The 17,516-nt window shown below is 40.5% G+C and carries 11 protein-coding genes; 2 read left to right on the top strand and 9 right to left on the bottom strand.

Translation table 11 applies throughout. The features are described 5' to 3' along the window. Positions 1 to 22: 22 nt before the first annotated feature. From IPM48_11995 to IPM48_11955, 9 genes are all read right to left on the bottom strand, one after another. Entirely contained in the window at positions 23 to 1,303 is a 1,281-nt protein-coding gene (locus IPM48_11995) for a hypothetical protein (protein MBK9272306.1), read from the bottom strand. Positions 1,304 to 1,331: 28 nt separating this feature from the next. Next, complete coding sequence (locus IPM48_11990; GenBank protein ID MBK9272305.1) at positions 1,332 to 2,093, bottom strand: cytochrome c; 762 nt, start codon at positions 2,091 to 2,093, stop codon at positions 1,332 to 1,334. A gap of 2 nt (positions 2,094 to 2,095) precedes the next feature. Then, positions 2,096 to 2,617 (bottom strand): DUF3341 domain-containing protein, encoded by a 522-nt coding sequence (locus IPM48_11985; GenBank protein MBK9272304.1) that lies wholly within the window; start codon positions 2,615 to 2,617, stop codon positions 2,096 to 2,098. 24 nt (positions 2,618 to 2,641) lie between these two features. Next, a complete protein-coding gene (gene nrfD / locus IPM48_11980; GenBank protein MBK9272303.1) occupies positions 2,642 to 4,066 on the bottom strand; it encodes a polysulfide reductase NrfD in 1,425 nt (474 codons plus the stop codon). Positions 4,067 to 4,094: 28 nt separating this feature from the next. Further along, positions 4,095 to 7,289, bottom strand: a complete 3,195-nt coding sequence (locus IPM48_11975) for a TAT-variant-translocated molybdopterin oxidoreductase (protein MBK9272302.1) — start codon at positions 7,287 to 7,289, stop codon at positions 4,095 to 4,097. Positions 7,290 to 7,308: 19 nt separating this feature from the next. Beyond that, positions 7,309 to 8,718 (bottom strand): c-type cytochrome, encoded by a 1,410-nt coding sequence (locus IPM48_11970; GenBank protein MBK9272301.1) that lies wholly within the window; start codon positions 8,716 to 8,718, stop codon positions 7,309 to 7,311. Positions 8,719 to 8,887: 169 nt separating this feature from the next. Then, the gene (locus tag IPM48_11965; GenBank protein ID MBK9272300.1) at positions 8,888 to 9,682 is read right to left on the bottom strand and encodes a thymidylate synthase; all 795 of its coding nucleotides are present in this window, start codon (positions 9,680 to 9,682) and stop codon (positions 8,888 to 8,890) included. Between the two features lie 335 nt (positions 9,683 to 10,017). Further along, on the bottom strand, positions 10,018 to 11,637 hold the full coding sequence (locus tag IPM48_11960) for a T9SS type A sorting domain-containing protein (GenBank protein MBK9272299.1): 1,620 nt from the start codon (positions 11,635 to 11,637) through the stop codon (positions 10,018 to 10,020). Then, positions 11,634 to 13,907 (bottom strand): VCBS repeat-containing protein, encoded by a 2,274-nt coding sequence (locus IPM48_11955; GenBank protein MBK9272298.1) that lies wholly within the window; start codon positions 13,905 to 13,907, stop codon positions 11,634 to 11,636. Before IPM48_11955 ends, IPM48_11960 begins: the two co-directional genes overlap by 4 nt. Positions 13,908 to 14,121: 214 nt before the next feature. Between IPM48_11955 and purL the strand changes: the two genes are divergently transcribed. Together purL and IPM48_11945 are read left to right on the top strand one after the other, a co-directional pair. Continuing rightward, positions 14,122 to 16,344, top strand: coding sequence for a phosphoribosylformylglycinamidine synthase subunit PurL (gene purL / locus IPM48_11950; GenBank protein MBK9272297.1), 2,223 nt, complete (start codon positions 14,122 to 14,124; stop codon positions 16,342 to 16,344). Between the two features lie 12 nt (positions 16,345 to 16,356). After that, complete coding sequence (locus IPM48_11945; protein ID MBK9272296.1) at positions 16,357 to 17,454, top strand: TlpA family protein disulfide reductase; 1,098 nt, start codon at positions 16,357 to 16,359, stop codon at positions 17,452 to 17,454. The last annotated feature ends 62 nt before the right edge of the window (positions 17,455 to 17,516 follow it).

Here is a 17,516-nt window from a genome sequence, read left to right as displayed (position 1 = left end):
TTCTCGATGGATTTATTATTATTTATACGTGATGATGAAGGCTTTCTTGTAAGAATGGATCTCTCTTTGGAGTAAGTGATCCTTTGGAAAGAAAATGAAGTGTAGTGCCAACAAATAAGGCAACAAAACCTATCATAAGGCCAATTTCCGGTAATCCGGGAATATTGACACCAACTTTGAAATTAGAATCATGCCCTCCATGTGCATCCCCATGCGTTGCAGCTTGATCAACGGCAGTGGCCACATGTCCACCCAATTCATGAGCGGTGTGGTATGCTCCTGGAGTAATCATTTGAAAAAGATCAATCCAATGTCCAAAAAACACAATGATAGAAACGACAATCAAAGTGCCATACTTTCTTTTCGTGTCGTTTCTAATTAAAATTAAGAAAGGAAGCACAAAATTCATCACAAGGTTTCCATAAAACAAAACGGGATATTCTTTAATCCTGGTTTTAAAATAAATGGTCTCTTCACCAATGTTGCTATACCAGATCAACATGTATTGACTAAACCACAGATAAGTCCAAAAAACAGAAAAGGCAAACATAAATTTTCCAAGATCGTGAAAATGCTCTTCACTTACATTCTTGTAATATCCTTTACTCTTAAGATAAATTAAAATTAAGATCGTCAAAGCTATCATGCTGACAAAACAACTCGCACCAGTGTACCAGGCGAACATCGTACTGTACCAGTGTGGATCAACTGACATTACCCACAACCAGATGACCGCGGCACTTGAAAATCCTGCTATGGGGAGAAAAAGAGCAGCATAAAATTTCATTGACTTATAATGTCCCCATCTATCGTCTCCATGATCATCTTCATGAAAACTTAACTGCCTCATTTTTCTTGCGAAAAACAACCAGGTGCCCAAAATTCCCAATCCTGCAATTGTATAGAAGTTTTTATTTAAAAACCCTGACTTACCCTTGATAATTTCATCCGTAGAGGCGGTCTCCGGGTCAGCCCAATGGTAAAGATGGTGCCAACCAAAATAAATACCGACTGCGATGATGGCCATTAATATAAATCCAATGTGTAAAAACTGGGACATACCATCCCATAATCTGCGGAAAACCACATTCCAGCCAGCATAAGCGGTGATGCTTATGCATATAAAAAATACTGCCATTAAAGCAATCAGGGTAAAAAAGACAGAGTTGTGCAGCAAATTTGCCCAAAGCCTGGTGTGTGAATGATCATCGTTCATGATAATCGAAATCAGACTAATAACACCAATTCCACCCATTAAATACAGGATGTTTTTATCTCTGGAAGGTAATTGTATTGTACTCATTTTTACTTCTTTCTACAATGGTTAAAAATCATCTGGCTATGCCCACCAGGTTGTAAGCTTTTCTAAGATCAGACAGTACCTGTGAATTTGTAAAAGTATTTTCTTCAGGAGAATATTTCAAACTTTTTGATCCTGCCTGAAGGGATCTTATATAGTGGATTACTTCCCACCGCTCTTCATAATTTAACTTATCGGCATATCCTGACATCACATTTTTTCCATACATAATTCCATGGTAATACCTACCTTCAGAAGATGCGATGAAATCATCTTTCAGAAAATTGGCGGGCTGAGCCGGATATTTTCCACCATCATCTCTTACAAGGTATCCAGCTCCATCCCCTTTGTCACCATGACAGATGGCACAGTAAATGGTGTAGTTTGATTTTCCATTTTCCAAAGCCTTTGCCGTCAAAGGAAATGGGTTGACCAATATTTCATTGCTTGCCCTGGTTCTTTCGTCTTCTGTGTCCTGATAATAGTAATTGACATGGCCATTTTGGGTGGTTGTTATCCCATTGTCACCTGGTTGATTTGTCTGATCCAATCCGGCATATCCTCTAGCAATGGTTCCTTTTACGGGCAACCTTGGAATACTAAATTCTCTGTGTTCTGCTTTGGATCCCCAAATGTGATAAGAATAATAGGTATTGACATTGGCTTCATAAGCAATGCTATGTGCCATATCCGGCATATACTCGTGTCCGGTTTTGTTGCCACCGGATGGAGAACAAGCCATCATCCCGATTGCAACCAATGAAACGAAAAGAATATATTGACTCAATTTCATTATTAAATGTTTTTGCTATTTACTTCCTCAGCTCCAGTGTTTTGAAAAAATTGATTGGCATCAGCGGGAGATACTTCGCTGGTATCAAAAGCCAGACAAAATTTATCATCCGTGGTTCTGAGATCCAATTGTGGGTTGCTTACTCCTGGCCATAATCCGCAAATGGTATAAAAAGTAATTGTCATTCCCCATGAAGCAAACAGTACCGTCAATTCAAATGTAATTGGAATGAATGCAGGTGCCGGCCAATATGGCTTACCTCCAAAGATCGTAGGCCAATCCTGTGTAAAAATCCAGGTCATTCCCAAAAAAGCAGTCAGGGTGCCCAAAGCACCATATACAAATCCAATTTGGTGCAGTCGGGATTCACTCAAACCCATCGCCTGATCCAATCCATGCACAGGGAATGGTGTAAAAACATCCATGATTTCCAGATGCTCACTTTTGGCTTTTCGCACCGCTTTCAGCAACACCTCTTCGTCGTTGTAAATGCCGTAGATAACTTCTTTGTTATATTGTCTCATATTTCTATGATTCTGTTTCTTGGATTAATGATTTGAATGGGTTTCGTGGGTTTCATGGGAATGAGAGGCGTGTATTTTATGGTCGCCAATGTATTGGTCTCCCGCTACTTTGAGGATGTGTTTGACCTCAGCAATGGCCACCACCGGAGCTACTCTTGTAAAAATCATGTAAAATGTAAAGAACAAACCGATTGTTCCAACAAATATTCCGATTTCAACCCAAGTTGGATAATAATAACTCCAGGAAGATGGCAAATAATCCCTTGCTAGTGTGGTAGCAATAATAACAAAACGCTCAAACCACATACCGATATTGACAAATATTGACATGAAAAAAGTCACAAAAATGCTCCTCCTGAATTTTTTCACCCAAAAGATTTGTGGTGAAATCACATTGCAGGCCATCATACCAAAATAAGACCACCAGTAAATTCCCATGGCACGGTTGAAAAATGCAAATTGCTCATAAACATAACCGGAATACCAGGCGATAAACAGCTCCGTTAAATACGCAACACCAACAATCGTTCCTGTAACCAGGATGACCTTGTTCATGGATTCAATGTGCTCAAGGGTTATGTATTCTTCAAGTTTTAGAATCTTTCTTGTAATGACCATCAGGGTTTGCACCATGGCAAATCCTGAAAAAATAGCACCAGCGACAAAGTATGGAGGAAATATTGTTGTATGCCAACCAGGTATAACCGAAGTAGCAAAATCAAAACTTACGATGGTGTGAACCGAAAGCACCAGTGGTGTAGACAAGCCTGCCAACACCAAAGACAAAGATTCCCACCTTTGCCAATGCTTTGCAGATCCTGTCCACCCGAATGAAAGTGCATTGTATATTTTCTTGCGAAGTCCACTTGCTCTGTTTCTGACGGTGGCGAAATCAGGGACAAGTCCCGTGTACCAAAACAATAGAGAAACCGAAAAATAAGTCGATATGGCAAATACATCCCATAAGAGAGGGCTATTAAAATTCACCCAAAGTGAACCCCGTGTGTTGGGATAAGGCAGAAAGTAAAAAACCACCCACACCCTACCAACGTGAATGACCGGAAACAAGGCTGCACAAATCACCGCAAAAATGGTCATGGCCTCGGCAGCGCGGTTGACACCTGTACGCCATCTTTGTCTGAATAGCATAAGGATAGCAGAAATCAGCGTTCCCGCGTGACCAATACCAATCCACCAAACGAAATTGGTAATGTCATAACCCCAACCAATGGTACGGTTAAGGTTCCAGCTACCAGTACCCATCCAGATGGTCCACAAAATGCAAAAAACACCAAACGATAGAACACTTACTGATACAATGAATGCAATAATCCAGGCTCTGCTGGGAGCTCTTTCCGTTGGAGCACATAAATCCTCAGTAATCTGATGATAGGTTTTATGTCCTTCAACAAGTGGTCTTCTTACAGGGGCTACATATCCTCCAGCCATTTCGATTCTTTTAATTTAGTTATAAATATTAAGCATCAATACTGTGATCTCTATTATTTACTTTCATCGTATAGTTGACAGATGAAGCAACGTTGACTTCTTCCAACACCAGATAATTGAGTGGATTGTCCAGTTTTTTGGACAATTGACTTTCCGGATTATTTTTGTCACCAAAAGTAATGGCACCGGTAGGACAAGCCGTCTGACACGCCGTGCGCACATCTGAATCCAATAATTTTCTTTGAGATTTCTTTGCATTTAACTTTCCTTCCTGAATTCTCTGAACACAGAAAGAACATTTTTCAATGACTCCTCTCGATCTGACAGTAACATCCGGATTCAACACCATCCTCACCAAATTTTCAGCATAATAGGGTCTTTCAGTTTCACCAGCCAGGTTCTTTTGATTAACAGGAAATAAATCGGCTGTGGTAAAATCGTACCAATTAAATCTTCTGACTTTGTAAGGACAATTATTGGCGCAATATCTTGTACCAACGCAGCGGTTGTATGCCATCTGATTCAATCCTTCTGCGGAATGGTTGGTGGCATTGACCGGACATACGTTCTCACATGGGGCATTGTTGCAATGCTGACACATCATTGGTTGATAAACCACATTGGGATTTTCCACATCCCCATAATAATAACGATCTATTCTCAACCAGGTCATTTCGTGGTGTCGTGACACTTCCTTCTTTCCAACCACCGGTACATTATTTTCAGCCATACAGGCCACCGCACATGAACCACAACCAATGCAGGCATTCAAATCAATGTGCATTCCCCATTGATGCCCGGCATTAAAGAGGTAATCATGTCCGGGATAGAGGGTTTGTTCATTGAGATGCTGATGGGCTTTTCTTTCTTTGAGAAGTGCCTCCGTTTTTTCCTTTATTTCAGATACATGTGAATGTCTGAAAATGGATCGTTTTGTCAACGAACCCTGATATCCTTTGGTCATTCCTTTAAAAGCATCATCGACCAATGCCGCTTCATCCGCGTTAAAGGTTTGACCAGAACTTTTTTCAATCGCAGTTACACCCAAAGTGTGGTGGTGTTGCACGCAGGCAAAGTGCTTTTCGATCTTACCGGAAGATTTTCCAATTTCTACATTGGATTGAAAATATTGTGTAAATCCGTTTGCGTCTGTTGTCAATGAAGGGTAAAAATCGGTTCCAACTCCTGTACCACAAACTCCAGCCTGTTTTCTCCCATAACCTAAAGCTACTGAAGTCGTACCGCTCAACAAACCAAATTGTTTGACTGAGCCAAGGGTATAAACGGAATCAGCTATTTTAAGATCTAGAATCTCTCCATCTTCTTTCACTCCATTTTCTACCAAAAATCTCCGATCGCCATCAAAGGAAACCGTACTACCCAAATAATTCCCCCAGGTCGTTCTCATCACGGGGTCTGGGAGTTCCTGCAACCAGGGATTGTTGGCATATTGTCCATTTCCCACTCCGATGGATTCGTAAAAAACGATTTCGTTGGGAGAACTTGAAGGTTTGCCAATTCCGGACAGTGATTCTGCTATATTGCCGTTGAAAGCAAGGGTATCTGGAAGGCCAGATTCACGTTCAAAAACACCATTGTGAAGTGAGCTATCCCAGAAAGTCTGAAAGTCTGGACCTGAGTAATAACTGTTCTTCCAATTGGATTTTAAATATTCATAATAAGGCTGTTCTGCTGTTGCTAACAAATTAGAGCTGGAAGCCCAAACTAATAAAGAATGTGGACTTTGCCTTGTTTTGAAAATTGGATTGATGGCTGGTTGCATCAATGACAATAAGCCCCTCTTGGGTTCTGCGTCACCCCAAGACTCCAGAAAATGATGATCAGGAGCGCTGTATTGGCATAGTGCTGTGGTTTCATCCATTATGGTATTAAAACTAATACTCAAGCCTACTTTGGATATTGCAGAAGCCCATTCAGACCCATTGGGAAGATCATAACAAGGATTGGAATTCCAGAAAATCAAAGCATCCACTTGAGAAGAGTTAATTTCTTTTAGACATTCAGTCATCAATCTTTCATCCCCCTTGCGCTGATAAGAAACTCTACTAAAGCCAATGGTCTTACCAATATTTCCCAATAAAGAATTTATCGCTAGAACCAGTGTTTGTTCCGCAACATTGTTGGATGCAGAAACCACCAGCGATTTACCTGCATTGGACCAAAGTGATTCTGCTGCTGCATTCAGTCCCTTTTTTGCCCGATCAGTTAAACCACTACTTTCTGGCTGAGAAGCTTGTCCGGCCTTCGAAGCAATCAAATTGTATAAATAAGCAATGGCCACACCTTGTTCGGAAGGCTTAACCAATATTCTGCTATCTGCATTAGACCCGGTCATTGACATGTGAGATTCGACCTGATAATGTCTGGACATTTTTGGATCCAAGGCTTGGATGGTCCTTCGTTTGGCGTATTGAGAAGAATACTCAATGGGTGAAATCCAGGTGCCTAAAAAATCGGCGTTAAAGCTAACAATGGTTTCTGCCTGATCAAATCTATAATCAGGAAGCGCTCTTTGGCCAAATGAATTTTGTACAGCCTGCAGCAAGGCAGCGCTGGAAATCGGATCATATTGGAGGTGTCTTGCATTTGGAAACTTGGTACAAAATTCCTCAACTACCTTTAGCGCAGTAGGACTCATTTGAGTGGAACCAATGATGCGTATTTTTGAATTTGAATTCAGCTTTCCTATAATTTCTGCATCCAAATCCTGCCAGCTCATTTCTGTAGCTTCACCATTATTAATTTTTGCAGGGTTTTTTAATCGGTTGATGTCATACAATGATAAAACGGATGCTTGAACCCTTGCTGAGGTCCCTCCAAAAGTAACTTTTGAAGAAGGATTTCCTTCAATTTTGATGGGTCTTCCCTCTCTGGTTTTTACCAAAATGGAACAGTAGTCTCCACCATTGACGAAAGAAGATGCATAATAATTGGCTACACCCGGTACAATTTCATCCGGTGCTACCACATAAGGAATCGCTCTTTTAACCGGAATCTCACAAGACGCTAAGGTAGCAGCACTTATTCCAAAACCGAGCATTTTTAAAAAATCCCTTCTGTTGGAAGACAGATCCATGAGCTTCTCATCTTCAAGGATAGCTTCCATGGCCACCGGATTCACTTCAGCTTGCTGGGCTTCAACAAAAGAATTGTCATTATTCAATTCATCCAAACTCACCCAACCATTTACATTACTTTTCATCATTTGATATTTAGTAAAATCAATAGTGACATTTTTGACATTCAAGACCTCCAATATCGGAAACTTTTACACTGGTTCTCTTTCCATCTTTAAGTTCCTGATGGTATGTTTTGTAAGTTTCATAATATGCATTGTCCTGAAACTTTACATCCGTCTGACGGTGACAATTAATACACCATCCCATAGAGAGTGGAGAATATTGTCTTAGAACATCCATTTCTTCCACCTTACCGTGACATTTTTGACAATCCAATTTTCCAATGGTCACATGCTGTGAGTGGTTAAAGTAAACATGGTCTGGTAAATTATGGATTCTAATCCATTCGATCGGACCTGAAACTTTGGGCTTGGATTCGTGTGTAAGTGAAGCTTCAATATTGCTCCATTGCTCATCGACCAAAACTTGAGCATCACCACTTATAGAAGCAACTGCATTTGCTTTTTTATATTCTTCGCCAATCCATTTGGTATAGATGTTTTTAATTTCCTCATTGCTAAGGGATTCATAATTAGGGATATATTTGTCAGTCAAGGGGTCAAATCCAATGGAAGCATAAATTTTAGTCAATTCAGCAGTACCGTATTTGCTTCCTGTTTTGATTGCTTTATGGCAATTCATACAAGTGCTGGCTGGAGGAATCACACTTTGTTTGCTTCTCCTGGCACCATCGTGACAATAATTGCAATCTATCTTATGCAGTCCCGCATGTGTAGCGTGACTGAATTTGATTGGTTGCTCAGGGGCATAATTTTGCTGACGACCCAATGAAATGGCATTATTAACCGTAGTATATCCCCCAAAAAGAACCAAAGCGAAAATGACAAAAGTGACCACGGATTTACTGGTCAATAGTTCCCAAACTGATCTTCTTGATGCCGTTGGATCGCCTTCTGCCAATTTTTTAGAGTAAATTAAATCATTTTGTAAGCTCCAGAGGAAAAGAGCAAGTGCCAACAGGATGCCAAAAATAAGGTACAACCATATTGGAGAAGAAGCTGCTGAAGTCGCATTCGATGCAGCTGTACCACCCGCTACATCTGCAGATTTTGGTGGATAGCTACCTTCAGCTACCCCATTGATATATAAAGTCAGACTTTCAATTTCATCATCAGATAAATTCGGAAAGGCCGTCATCACAGTTGGCTTGTATTGATCCCATAGCTCTTTGGCTTTTGGGTGCCCCGAATTGATCATGGCCTGAGAATTCCGTATCCACTTATAAAGGTCCTCTTTTGGATATGCTGCCCAACGCTCTACAAATCCCGCAAGTGCAGGTCCTGTCAGGGCGTCTTTCATATTTTTGTTGTGACAGCTGGCACAATTGTTTTTAAAAGAGGTTTTTCCAAGCTCTATATCCGGAGCAGCCATAGCAAACGACTGAATGAAGAGTAGAGCAATAAGAATCCTTAGAACTTGTTTGCAGCTCATAATTGATTGAAAAATAAGTGAATACAAATTACAAATTTTCACAAGTAAGGGATTGTGGCTTACTTCGGTGCAAAAGTAAGCCTTCTTCGAATATTTCCTAATTCTTGGCCCAATAAATGGATAAATATTTTTATTTTTGAATATGACGAATCCTTTGATTTGTAGCAATTCATACTGAAATGGGTGCCTTGATCGCTGGATGAGATTGATAATTTATTAACTCAAAATCACTAAAAACAAATTGATCAATATCCTCCACTTTTTTGTTGATCAGCATCTTAGGCAAGGGATATGGACTTCTGGAAAGTTGTACATTGGCCTGGTCGATGTGATTTAAATACAAGTGAACGTCTCCGAAGCTATGGACAAAATCGCCAGGCTCCAAATGGCATACTTGAGCCATCATCATGGTGAGTAATGCATAAGATGCAATATTAAACGGGACTCCCAAAAACAAGTCTGCACTTCTTTGGTAAAGCTGACAAGATAATTTGCCTTCAGACACATAAAATTGGAAAAGACAGTGGCACGGATTTAATGCCATTTTGGGAAGGTCTTCCACATTCCAAGCAGAAACGACCATTCTCCGGGAATCAGGATTGGTTTTAAGGGTATGAATGACGTCTGAAATCTGATCAATAACACGTCCGTCTTTACAATTCCATGATCTCCACTGTTGACCGTAAACTGGTCCTAGCTCTCCCTGTTCACTGGCCCATTCGTCCCAAATAGTGACACCATGCTCATTCAGATACTGAACGTTCGTATCTCCCTTCAAAAACCAAAGCAATTCATAAATAACAGATTTCAAATGAATTCTCTTTGTGGTAAGCAGGGGAAAACCTTTCGAAAGCTCAAATCGCATCTGATATCCAAAAATACTTTTGGTGCCGGTCCCGGTTCGGTCTGATTTAACCACTCCTTCCTTCAATACTTTTTCCAATAGCTGTAGATAAGCATTCATATCCTTTATATATAATTTTTGCAAATATAAGTTCATTCTCACATCCTATCCGATTTATATACCCTAAACAGAGATAGGATCTCTTGTTTTTGCTAAAACTCAACTCTGTGTTAAATAGGCCGTTTTGAAATTCAAGAGGAAAGATATCAGCCCAGGGATAATCGATTATAAATCCATTATTTTGAATGAAATTTACAAGTTGCCATACAATGATTCTCTAAGGGTTCGTATAAAAAATGAGTAGCAGACCATTATTCCATCCAAATCAAAGATTTTGGAATTGGAAAACAAGACAACCAGTTTACAATACACCCTATCAGTGTACTCTTCAGAATTTAATCTTTCTTAATAAATTTTGCTGTGTAGGATTTAGCAGTCAACAAATCTGTCAATTGCAAAAAATAGATTCCATCCGGAAAATCTGATATATCGATATGTTCCTTTTGAAAAGCAGCCTGCTTGTATACAACTTTCCCATCCAAGCCTGTAATCATCGTTTGAAAATTAATTCCATCGTGATTCAGTATATTTATTCGATCAGTGGCGATGGTTGGAAAAATATTAAATTTTGAAGCAAGCTCTTCGGTTGAAGTCAGATTGCAAATAACTTCCAATCTTTGCTCAAATGGTTCCACAATCAATTGCAATTCTGAAGTTTCCAAACCCACATTTTCAGAAATCAGATCAAGAGATTCCTCATTATCAATTGGATCCTTTGTCACTGTAAATGAAAAAGTATCTGCGCAATAAGCCTCTTGTCTTTCTGGACGAATGCTAAAACTAATTTCCGAATGCCTTCCATTATCTGGTCGTGATGCCATCAAATACTTCTGCCAGGACCTGTGAAAACCCAACGAGGAACTTCCTTGATGACTCGAATTTTCAAACCCCGATTGGTAATAATCTACTATTTCCGGTATGGCGTTTGCATTGTTGATTCCAACCATGGCATAACCATTGCCGCTTTTCCTTCCTGTATTCTGACCTGATAATAAAAATTTGTTCGATCCAATTTTGAATTCTTCAACTCGAAACATTGGGCTGTAATTTCTCCAGGTGCGAATGTTTAAATCATTGTCAATCATGGTTACTGTTAGATTACCGGGTACATTTCCAGGATCAACTGCTTGAACGACCAAATGAAGATTGATCCCATTGACATCCAGATAAGGAATTCCGGGACTCATTCTCTTTCCAAATGAGTTGTAAAAAATCATTGTTTTTTGTATTTGGCTCTCTCCTGATTCATTCAATTTGAGTAAGAATATCTCCTTGTCAAATTCCGAAGCCATGCTCACCCTTCTGCCACTGACCAGAATGCTTCGATCCGATGAAAAAGTAAGGCTTGATCCGAAGTAATGGTGAGAAGTAATTGAGGATCCTGTAAACCATTTGGACCAATTTATACGGCCATCTTCTGCCAATTGTGTAATTAAAAATCCACTTGGATTGGATGCTTCAGTTTGTACATTGGTCAAAAGATAAAATTGGTTGTTGGCAAAGAGAAGATCAACAGCAGAAATTTGATTCCCTCCCTGTGCAAAATGAAATGATTTCGACCATTGCGGCACGCCAGCATTTGATATTTTACTAATAAAAATTCCACTGTTGCCGATGTCTCCAAGAATAAAATAATCGGAACCGGTCGAAACCAAATCCTTTGCAGCAAGATGACTTCTTTGTCCAAAAATTTTATAAGACTTTATCGAACTTAGTCTTTGATCAAGCTGAGATAACAAAACACCGTCTCCGCGCCCATCCAAATAGGAGTAATTGGATCCAATGCAAATCATCGGATTGGATGTTGCGAGAGCAGAAGGCGGTGTTGCAACTTCGATTACTTCCGTAATCCGAATATCCACATCACCCGATGTCAAACGATAGCTGGATTGAGTTCCGGCAAAATTTAAAAAAACAAAATAAACTGAAAGCAATGTGTAAATTTTTATTTTCATCTGGCAATAATTATATTCTGCAATAATATAGAATGTTGGTTTATCAATTTGATCAGATACCAACCATTTGACAATTCTGAGGGAACCTTCAATTCCCAACGATCGTGAATATGTTCGCGATGCACAACCCTCCCATACAGGTCAATAAATTCAATGAGTCCTGACAGTGCTTCATCTGCCTCAAAAAACAGCACATCACCAACCGGATTCGGATGTACCGATAAGGGTGAAACAGCCTGGTGCTTGGTTTGAACGTACGTTCCATCCGTCTTTAGGTTCGTCTGATAAAAGCTAAAACCTCCTCTTATATTCCCAACTACCATATCCAAAACACCGTCATCATTGATGTCGTACAAATCGATATGAGTCCTGGAACCTTCCCGGATCTGTCCAAAATCAGAATTGATGATAGAGAATGTATCGTAAATATGACCATTGATCCGTTCCAACAAATTTATTTTTCCAATTAAGCTTCCTGCAAGCATTTTGTACTCATTTCCGAACTTATAAATTCTGGGGGAACCATACATTTGTGAACCAATTCCTTGAATGATCGCATGACCAAGACATGCGGTGTTTGGCAATTTCCTTGAATCAGGATCAAATTGGGCTTTGAATTTAGTTCCTATATTTTCAAAGTAGAAAAAACTACTGCAAGGTTCAAAATTGGTGTTGTTGTTTCCAGTCTGCGTGCCAATCACCAAATCTAGCAAACCATCTTCATTCAAATCCACCAACCAAGGACAAGCTTGTTGTTTGGCTTTGATGTTCATGTAACCGAATTCAGGAGCTCTGAAACGAAAAGGATTATTGGCTCCTGCCAAATTCTCACAGTAAAACAAAAATCCATCGTGATCCCCGACCAGGAGGTCAAGATCTCCATCTCCATCCAGATCTCCAAATGTTGGCGTAAGAGAATAGGAAGGAAAATCTCCTTCTGAATATTGTCTAAAATTGAGGTAATTGCTGTCTACTAAATGATATTCAGGATGAGTGCGTGTTCCTTTGTTCTCAAATAATATCAAACTGGCCTGCAATTTATTTCCGGTTTGATAAATTCCTTCTGTCCCCACCAATAAATCCATCAATCCATCCTGATTGTAATCCACAAATACAGGACAAGCCACAGATCCAAAATCCAACATTTCTTCGGTCAGAAAATTTTGCTGAACAAAGTCATATTGAGCTTCACCCAATTGTCGGGAAATCTTCTTGTAGTACCAAACGTTGTCTGAATTTTTGGAAAGCCCCCTTTGGTTGGTAGATGCAATGACATCTTTTAGACCATCCTTGTCAACATCGACCTCAAAGGCAGCTACGAATCTTGGAATATTGACCGGTCTACTTTTCAGCGGCCAGTTGATTTCCATGGTCTTCATCCAGGATTTGTCCTTGCGTCCATCGTTGTACAAAGCCACCAGATGATCACTGGACAAATCACCGATCAGTAAGTCCTGCAAACCATTGTTGTCCAGATCCAGACTCAACAAGGTCGAACCAGCATGGCGAACCACAGGATCCGGACTCGTAAAATAACTGGCGCATGAGTCAATGCTTCCGCTGAGTTTGATGTCACTGTTTAATCCAGATTCGACGAATCCACCATAACACAGAGACTCTAACACAAAATAGAGAGAATCCGTACCCCAGCCTCTTTCCACAGAAATGTTTTTAAAATAATATACCCTGGAGCCTCCAGGCTCAAAACTTATAATATCCAAATCTCCATCCATATCCACATCATCGATGGCCGGTATGTCTGTAAAATCGACAGGTATTTGGGTGTATTTGTCATTGCCGGTGGGCCACATCAAAGCATTGAAATTACGGTAAGTTTTAAATAGACTGAAACGCAATTTTCCATTTTCCAAATACCCCGTATAGACTTCTATTCCCGGAATGCCAATTCGCGAAGAACTGCAGAATAGATCCACAAGTCCATCTCTGTTGTAATCCTTTGCAAGAACCCAATCCTCAACTGGTGGGAATATTGACTTATAGGCAAATTGAAACTCATACTTTGAATTAGCAGGATTAAAAAGATAAGGCAAAACAACATTTCCTGTTCTGTCAAATACGATCAGATCATCCTGACCATCCAAATTGAGATCAGCTTCGCTAAATTGCGGATTATTGAATCCCCCCGTTGCCGGACATAGCAGCTTTTTCTGTGAAATGTAAAAGGGAATATCCAGGGTTTGAAAGGGCTGAGCGATGAGGAAGGAAATTGCTAAAAACCAAATAAAAATTAAGGCAAGTCTTAATGTCATTTTTCAAAATATTTAAAAGTAAACAGTTCAAAGTTAGCAATTGGTTTTGACTGTAAAATAGAAATTTAGATTCATTATTCCCGTAGAAAGCCATTGAATGCTCAAAGTATTGCAAATGATTAGGTTTTCCTTAACGATACACCTGATTAGAAAATCATATATGTGTGTCAAAATGGGATATCTTTGCGATTTCTAAGACAAAAAACAATATAAGATGGAGTTACCTGGATTAGAAACAGCACAGAAACTGGGGTTACAAGAGATAGAATACCAAAAAATCGTTGAAATACTGGGACGCCAACCCAATTTCACTGAATTGAGTATCTACTCAGTGATGTGGTCAGAACATTGTTCCTATAAAAACTCCATTTTACAACTGAAAAAACTACCCCGCAAAGGGAGTCGTCTTTTGGTTGAAGCCGGGGAAGAAAATGCAGGCCTGGTAGATATCGGAGATGGTTTGGCCTGTGCATTTAAAATAGAATCTCACAATCACCCCTCTGCCATTGAGCCATACCAAGGTGCGGCAACTGGCGTAGGTGGTATACACCGAGATATTTTTACGATGGGGGCAAGGCCCATTGCAGCCTTGAATTCGTTGCGATTTGGAAACCCCGACCTCCAGCACACCAAAAAACTGATTCGAGGTGTCGTCAAAGGAATTGGCAACTACGGAAATTCATTTGGAGTACCAACCGTCGGTGGAGAGGTTTATTTCAACGACTGTTACAACCAAAATATCCTTGTGAATGCCATGTCAGTTGGAATCGTGGAAGTGGGCAAAACAGTCTCTGCCCGTGCTGATGGGCCCGGCAATCCAGTATTTATTGTGGGTTCAGCCACCGGTAAAGATGGTATCCACGGAGCTACCTTTGCCTCAGCAGATTTAACCGAAAATTCTTCCGAAGATCTACCCGCTGTACAAGTGGGAGATCCCTTCCAGGAAAAATTACTGCTGGAAGCTAGTCTAGAAGCCATTGCCACTGGGCAGATTGTTGGAATGCAAGACATGGGAGCCGCAGGAATCACCTGCTCAACATCAGAAATGTCCGCGAAATCAAGGACCGGGATGGTCATCTGGCTGGATAAAGTACCGACCCGTCAAAAGAACATGCAACCGTTTGAAATTCTACTTTCTGAATCGCAAGAGAGAATGCTCATCGTGTGCAAAAAAGGTGGAGAAGAATCTCTTCAAAAAGTATTTGAAAAGTGGGATCTCGAATGCGTTCAAATAGGGGAAGTTACTGATACAGGTATATTAGAATATTATATGCATCAGGAAAAAGTAGCAGAAGTGCCAGCAGAATCCTTGGTCCTTGGAGGTGGCGCTCCGGTCTATCAAAGAGAATCTGTTCGTCCGCACTATATGGATAAGATGGATGAATTTTCCCCATCCATCATCCTCGAACCGGACGATTTGGTTGATGTTGCCAAGAGACTGATTTCTACGCCAAATATCGCCAGCAAAAAATGGATTTCCAATCAATACGACCGGATGGTCAGGCTTGGCACTGTGACCGCGGGAATGCCTGCTGATGCTGCAGTTGTAAGAATCAAAGGAACCCAAAGAGGTTTAGCCTTAACAGTGGATTGCAATTCCGCTTATGTTTACGCCCATCCATACGAAGGTGGAATGATTGCGGTGGCAGAAGCAGCACGGAATATTAGCTGCACAGGTGCCCTCCCGGTCGCCATCACCAATTGCCTGAATTTTGGAAATCCGTATAATCCGGAAGTGTATTATCAGTTTGAACACGCTTTAAAAGGGATGGGTGATGCCTGTAGAAAATTTGACACACCGGTAACAGGTGGCAACGTTAGTTTTTACAATCAATCCAACACCCATGGCAAGGTGGAACCCATCTACCCCACTCCAACCATTGGCATGCTGGGTATTCTAGAAAATCTGGATCATTTTACAACTCTGGGATTTAAGAATGAGGGAGACCTGATCATTCTTGTTGGCAAGCAAAACAATCATATTGGACTTAGCGAATACCTCGTCCATATTCACGGAATTGATTTGGCACCTTGCCCCTATTTCAATTTGGAGGAGGAGCATCAAATGCAACAGTCATTGCGAGCACTGATTCACCAGGGAATTATCCATTCTGCACATGATGTCTCTGAAGGAGGAATTTTTATAAGCTTGGCTGAATCAGCCATGGTGTCAGGAATTGGTTGTCAAATCAAAATTCCTTTTGAATTCAGGAGTGACATTTTCCTATTTGGTGAAAGCCAGGGAAGGGTTTTGATCAGTTGTGCTCCTGAAAACAAAATGCAGATTATTTCGTTCCTTACATCCGCGGGAGTAGAAGCCAGAGAAATTGGTATTTGCTCAGGCAAAAACATCCAGATCAACCAACAGAACTATGGAAGCATTGAACAATTCAAGAAATTGTACAATGAGGTATTGGAAAATAAAATGAAAATTTAAATTAGCAATTATATGAAATCGATTCTAGCATGTTTGATAATTAGTTTGGCATTTTTTCTAAATGCCTGTCAGGATGGCACCTGCATTCAAGGTCATTTTTCAGACGCGGGAGAAATGAATGTGAGCCTTGAAAGGATTGGACTGGACAATACCTCGGTGAGTGTTGACAACCAAAAAATGAGCGATGGTAAATTTAAATTTTTGGCCAAAGAAGGACTCAAACCGGGTCTCTACCGAATCCGATTGGGTCAACAGCAAATGATTTTTGTTTTGGATGGAACTGAAAAAGACATAAAACTGAGTGGCACACTGGCAGGACTCAATCAGGGGAATTACGATGTGACGGGCTCAGCAGCTGCTTCAGAAGTGATAAATGTACTGAAAGAATTAAGCCAAGGGCAATTGACTGCAGACCTAGCAAAGTCTAAGATTGATGCAGCACAAAATCCCCTTTCAGCGGGCTTATTGGCTGTCCAACTCCTAGGATTCAGACCTGAATTTATAGAGTCTCATAAGGCCGTGGCTAAAAATATGAAGGAAAAATATCCAGAGAGTGAATTTACCAAATCGTATGAGAGCCTGATCGTACAAGTAGAACAACAGGTCATGGCTGAAAAAGCCACCGGTTCCATCCAAGTGGGTATGCCAGCTCCTGACATTGATCTTCCATCTCCAAAAGGTAAAAATTATAAACTATCAGATTTAAAGGGCAAGGTGGTTTTGATTGATTTTTGGGCAAGTTGGTGTGGCCCCTGCAGAAGAGCGAATCCACATGTGGTGGACATCTATAAAAGATACAAATCAAAGGGTTTCACAGTTTACAGTGTTTCTTTGGACGGTGTGGATAGCCGAACCAAAGCGCAATTGGGGGATCCGGGACAAATACAAGAATTTACGGATCGGGCAAAAGCAGCATGGGTCGGAGCCATCGAAAAAGATCAGTTAGAGTGGGACACCCACGTCAGCGATCTAAAAAAATGGGAATGTGCCCCTGCTCAAACATACGGTGTTAGATCGATCCCCAAGACCTTTCTGGTGGATAAAGATGGCAATATTGCCGCCATTGACCCAAGAGACAATTTGGAAGAAGAAGTTAAGAAATTGCTTTAAAATAAATTTAATCTTTACGATTATTTAGAAGCCCGGCTTGAAAGTCGGGCTTTTTTATTTCT

The sequence above is a fragment of the Saprospiraceae bacterium genome (genome assembly GCA_016715965.1).
Classification (GTDB): Bacteria; Bacteroidota; Bacteroidia; order Chitinophagales; family Saprospiraceae; genus Vicinibacter.
The sequence above is the reverse complement of the archived record's forward strand: the minus strand, read 5'-3'. Positions and strand labels throughout refer to the sequence as shown.